The following is a 3,796-nucleotide window of genomic DNA, read 5'->3' on the forward strand; positions in this document are numbered from 1 at the left end:
GTAAAGAAACGGGTAGAACCAACTACATTGAACGCTTCAACAACACGTTGAGGCAACGAGTGTCTCGACTGGTTCGCAAAACCTTGTCATTTTCAAAATCCGTAGAGAATCATCTTGGTGCCCTTTGGTATTTCATCCATCACTACAACGCATCATTACTTGTGTAGCACTACCCCTTTTCGCTAGGTTGCTCTGGGTTAAGCGGGATTTCAGACATAGTGCTTCCGAAAGTGATCATGTGTCAGATTCCAGTGGATGCCTAGGAACCAACTACAGGTTCGCCACTCTTCTGCTCTGCTGCTAATCTTAACAAGCCGGGTTTTTGTACCGAAGCATCTTGCCTTTGAAGCTTTAGCGGCTGCTTTTCCGTTCCTCCGCACCGATTAATCCTCTCTTCTCATGTCCTCATATTTTTTTCCCAACCCCTTTACGTGGTGTAAAACATGGGCAGTGCATTCTCAAGCGAGTTAACATCGCTACGTTACGCGTGAAGGGACACAGGGGCAGATGGGACGAATTTTTATTTCAGCAGCGCACGGTGGTCAGGAAAGCGGTGTGACCGATCCGGGAGCGGTGATTGCAGGCACAACCGAATCCAGAGAGATGATTTTGACACGCGATCTAGTCGTGACAGAACTGCGATCGCGCAGCTTTGAAATTCTGTCTGTCCCCGATGATCTGAGCGCCAGACAAACGCTTGATTGGATCAATGGTCGCTCTCGCGCTGGAGACATTGCCCTGGAAATCCATACAGATGCCTTTTCTAACCCGTCTGTGCGTGGGTCAGCTGTGTTCTACATTGCTAACAATGCTCAGCGCAAGGCACAGGCAGAAACTCTTTTGCTAGCGCTGCTGCGCCGGGTGCCTCAGCTACCCAATCGGGGTGCGCGACCTGATACCGCAACAGGTTTGGGCAGTCTAGCGTTCTGTCGGCAGTTGGTTGTGCCAGCACTCTTGATGGAAGTTGCTGTCCTCTCTAACCCAGACGATCGCTTCATCATTCAAAACCAGCGACGGAATGTAGCGCTGGGTCTTGCTGATGGGTTGGCATCCTGGAGCCGATCGGTGTCGCCTCCTACGTCTACTCCAAATCCAACGCCATCTCCGGGTACCTATCCGCCTTGCAATATTAATATTAATGGGCAAACCTATGGCGAACAGGGCATCATCGTCAGCGGTAATGCGTATGTGCCGATCGATCTGGTCGATCGACTGGGGGTAGACGTTTCCACCGATCCTAATGTCCGTCGCATCACCTACCGCAACATTGTGTACGTCCGAGCGGTTGACTTGCGCGATCGACATGTTTCGATCGCTTGGGACAGCACAAACCGCACGATCTTTCTCAAGTCAGCCTCACAGATCTGTTCTGGTCAGTTCGACAAGATTTCGGGGCAGGGCAACACCTCCGAAGTTCAGCTCCTCATGTTCCTCAAGGCAAATAATGAAGCAGCGCTGACCCGTTACCCAGAGATCGCTAAACTCTACCGAGAAGAAGGTAGCATCGAAGGCATTAATTATGATGTTGCGTTCGCGCAAATGTGTCTGGAAACTGATTTTCTCCGCTTTAGCGGTACCGTCAGACCCGAGCAAAACAACTTCGGCGGACTGGGTTCAGCGGGTGGCGATTCGCAAGGAGCTTCCTTCCCCAGTGCTCGTATTGGTGTACGAGCGCAAATCCAGCATTTGAAAGCCTATGCGAATGCAGAGCCGCTCGTGCAGGCAGTGGTCGATCCTCGCTTTAACTTTGTGGCTCGTGGGGTTGCGCCCCTTGTCGGTTTATTAAGCGGACGCTGGGCTGCTGATCCTAAATATGGCGACAAACTGCTTGCCGTACTGAAGCGCCTCTACGAATCGGCGGGATTGATGTAGGAGCGGTTAGCCTAGAATCTAGAGCTGAAGGCTAACCGCTTATGGTTATCAAACAGAAAGTTGCTTTTCCGTTGGTACGTCAGCCGCGATCGGCTCCAGCAGCAATTGACGAAGCTGTTGACGAAACGCTGGCTCTAAGTAGCGTAGCCGTACTGCTTCCCAGCCGGACATTGCTTCCGTTTGGGTTTGGTGGATGGCAGTTTGGAGTTCGGGCAACTGAGTGTGCTTAGGCTGGTGCTTTTTCAGCAACGCCTGTAAAACCTGGCTATCGTGTACTGTCCCCAACTTAGATTGAATTGCCTTGACATCATCAATCCAGGTTTGGAAGGCTTCGCCATAGAACGAAACAAAGAACTCTGCCTGATAGCGGACGTGCTTGCACGCTTTGCGTAAGTCATGCAAACTTTCACTATCGGCATCCGAAGCGTCCGCCGGTACCAACCAGCCAGGGTGTAAGAGCAACGTTGAAAGCAGTGGACTCAGCAGATCTGGCAAAAACAGTTGCAAGGGTTGGCTCGCTAGCGCTGTGTAACGAGGCTGCTCGATCCAGGTTTCGTAGGCAGTTTTGAGTTGCTGGTAGCGCGATCGCGTCAGCGCATCCTTTACATCTGCTGATGCCACGCGGCGCTCTTTCTGAAGTTTTGCAATCACGTCATCGAGCGATCGCTGCGTGGTTTCAGCTACGTCAGAGCGATACTGGGTTTGCAAAGCGTCTATCTGCACATCCAAATCTCGCAGCCGACCCAGCACTTTAGCCAGGGAGCCAATCTGTTTCGCCGACGCAGCCTTCGGCAGTGCGATCGCCCAATCAAAAACCTGTAGTGCCGTTCGTAACCGACGCGTACCCACCCGCATCTGGTGAAGCGGTTCTGGATTTTTGTCAGCAATTACCTTTTTCTCGTGCTTCACCACCGCACGATATTGCTCGGCAATGACCGCATGAGCAAACGCACCCAGCGTGACAGAGGGATCAATGAGAGACGTTGCAGTTACCTGCTTTTTATCTATTTTCATCTCACCCTCGCTCTCAACGAAAAAACAAATGAAGCGCTCTGTTACAACTCAGACGCTTTGAATACTCCTAAACGTAGGAGCAATCTTAATAAATTCATTATATCAATTTCCCCAAGAGCGTTGCTGCCTCTTTATCGCTGCAAGCCTACTGCTCATTGCTTCCATGGCACATTCTCTTGCTGTAGCCTTAGCTTTAAATAGTGAGAATTCACCTGGCAAATCTGTAGGGTTATCCATATAATTGAGGGATGGTAAAGAAACGTAACCTTCTGCTCATAATTTGTGATGCTGTCTCAATGTTTGTTGAGCAGTAGACGCGCGGGCAGGCTTTTACGGCATCCAGTCCTCATTATTATTTATCGGAGATCTGCGCTATGACTATAGCTGTCGGGCGCGCGCCAGCGAATCGAGGGGCGTTTGACGTTCTCGACGATTGGCTGAAACGCGATCGCTTCGTCTTTGTCGGTTGGTCTGGGTTACTGCTGTTTCCCTGCGCTTACCTAGCGTTAGGCGGCTGGTTGACCGGCACCACCTTTGTCACCTCGTGGTACACCCACGGGTTGGCCTCGTCTTATCTCGAAGGCTGCAACTTTCTGACCGTCGCCGTCTCCACCCCCGCGGACAGCTTTGGTCACTCCCTCCTGTTCTTGTGGGGACCCGAAGCGCAAGGCGACTTGACCCGCTGGTTCCAGATTGGCGGCTTGTGGAGCTTCGTCGCCCTACACGGTGCCTTTGCTCTCATTGGCTTCTGCCTGCGTCAGATTGAGATTGCTCGCCTCGTCGGCATTCGTCCTTATAACGCGATCGCCTTCACCGGTCCGATCGCCGTCTTCGTCTCCGTCTTCTTAATGTATCCGTTGGGTCAGTCGAGCTGGTTCTTTGCACCGAGCTTTGGCGTGGCGGCGATCTT

Annotated in this window: 3 protein-coding genes and 1 pseudogene; 3 read left to right on the forward strand and 1 reads right to left on the reverse strand. The window is 51.9% G+C overall.

Annotated elements, in window-relative coordinates:
- Together H6F86_RS00010 and H6F86_RS00015 are read left to right on the forward strand one after the other, a co-directional pair.
- A partial coding sequence (locus H6F86_RS00010; RefSeq protein WP_242033292.1) for an IS1 family transposase occupies nt 1-167 on the forward strand: 167 nt, incomplete at its 5' end.
- Between the two features lie 340 nt (nt 168-507).
- Nucleotides 508-1,872 (forward strand): N-acetylmuramoyl-L-alanine amidase, encoded by a 1,365-nt coding sequence (locus H6F86_RS00015; RefSeq protein ID WP_190446046.1) that lies wholly within the window; start codon nt 508-510, stop codon nt 1,870-1,872.
- 48 nt (nt 1,873-1,920) lie between these two features.
- Here H6F86_RS00015 and H6F86_RS00020 read toward each other — a convergent pair whose 3' ends face one another.
- Complete coding sequence (locus tag H6F86_RS00020; RefSeq protein ID WP_190446047.1) at nt 1,921-2,886, reverse strand: CHAD domain-containing protein; 966 nt, start codon at nt 2,884-2,886, stop codon at nt 1,921-1,923.
- Between the two features lie 374 nt (nt 2,887-3,260).
- Here H6F86_RS00020 and H6F86_RS00025 point away from each other — a divergent pair.
- A pseudogene (locus H6F86_RS00025) lies at nt 3,261-3,796 on the forward strand (photosystem II D2 protein (photosystem q(a) protein)); the annotation flags it as partial.

Source organism: Phormidium sp. FACHB-592 (genome assembly GCF_014695795.1).
GTDB lineage: Bacteria > Cyanobacteriota > Cyanobacteriia > Leptolyngbyales > Leptolyngbyaceae > Stenomitos.

Coding starts and splice junctions, on each gene's coding strand:
- H6F86_RS00020 (WP_190446047.1), bottom strand. CDS start 2,886: ATGAAAATAGATAAAAAGCAGGTAACTGCAACGTCTCTCATTGATCCC.
- H6F86_RS00015 (WP_190446046.1), top strand. CDS start 508: ATGGGACGAATTTTTATTTCAGCAGCGCACGGTGGTCAGGAAAGCGGT.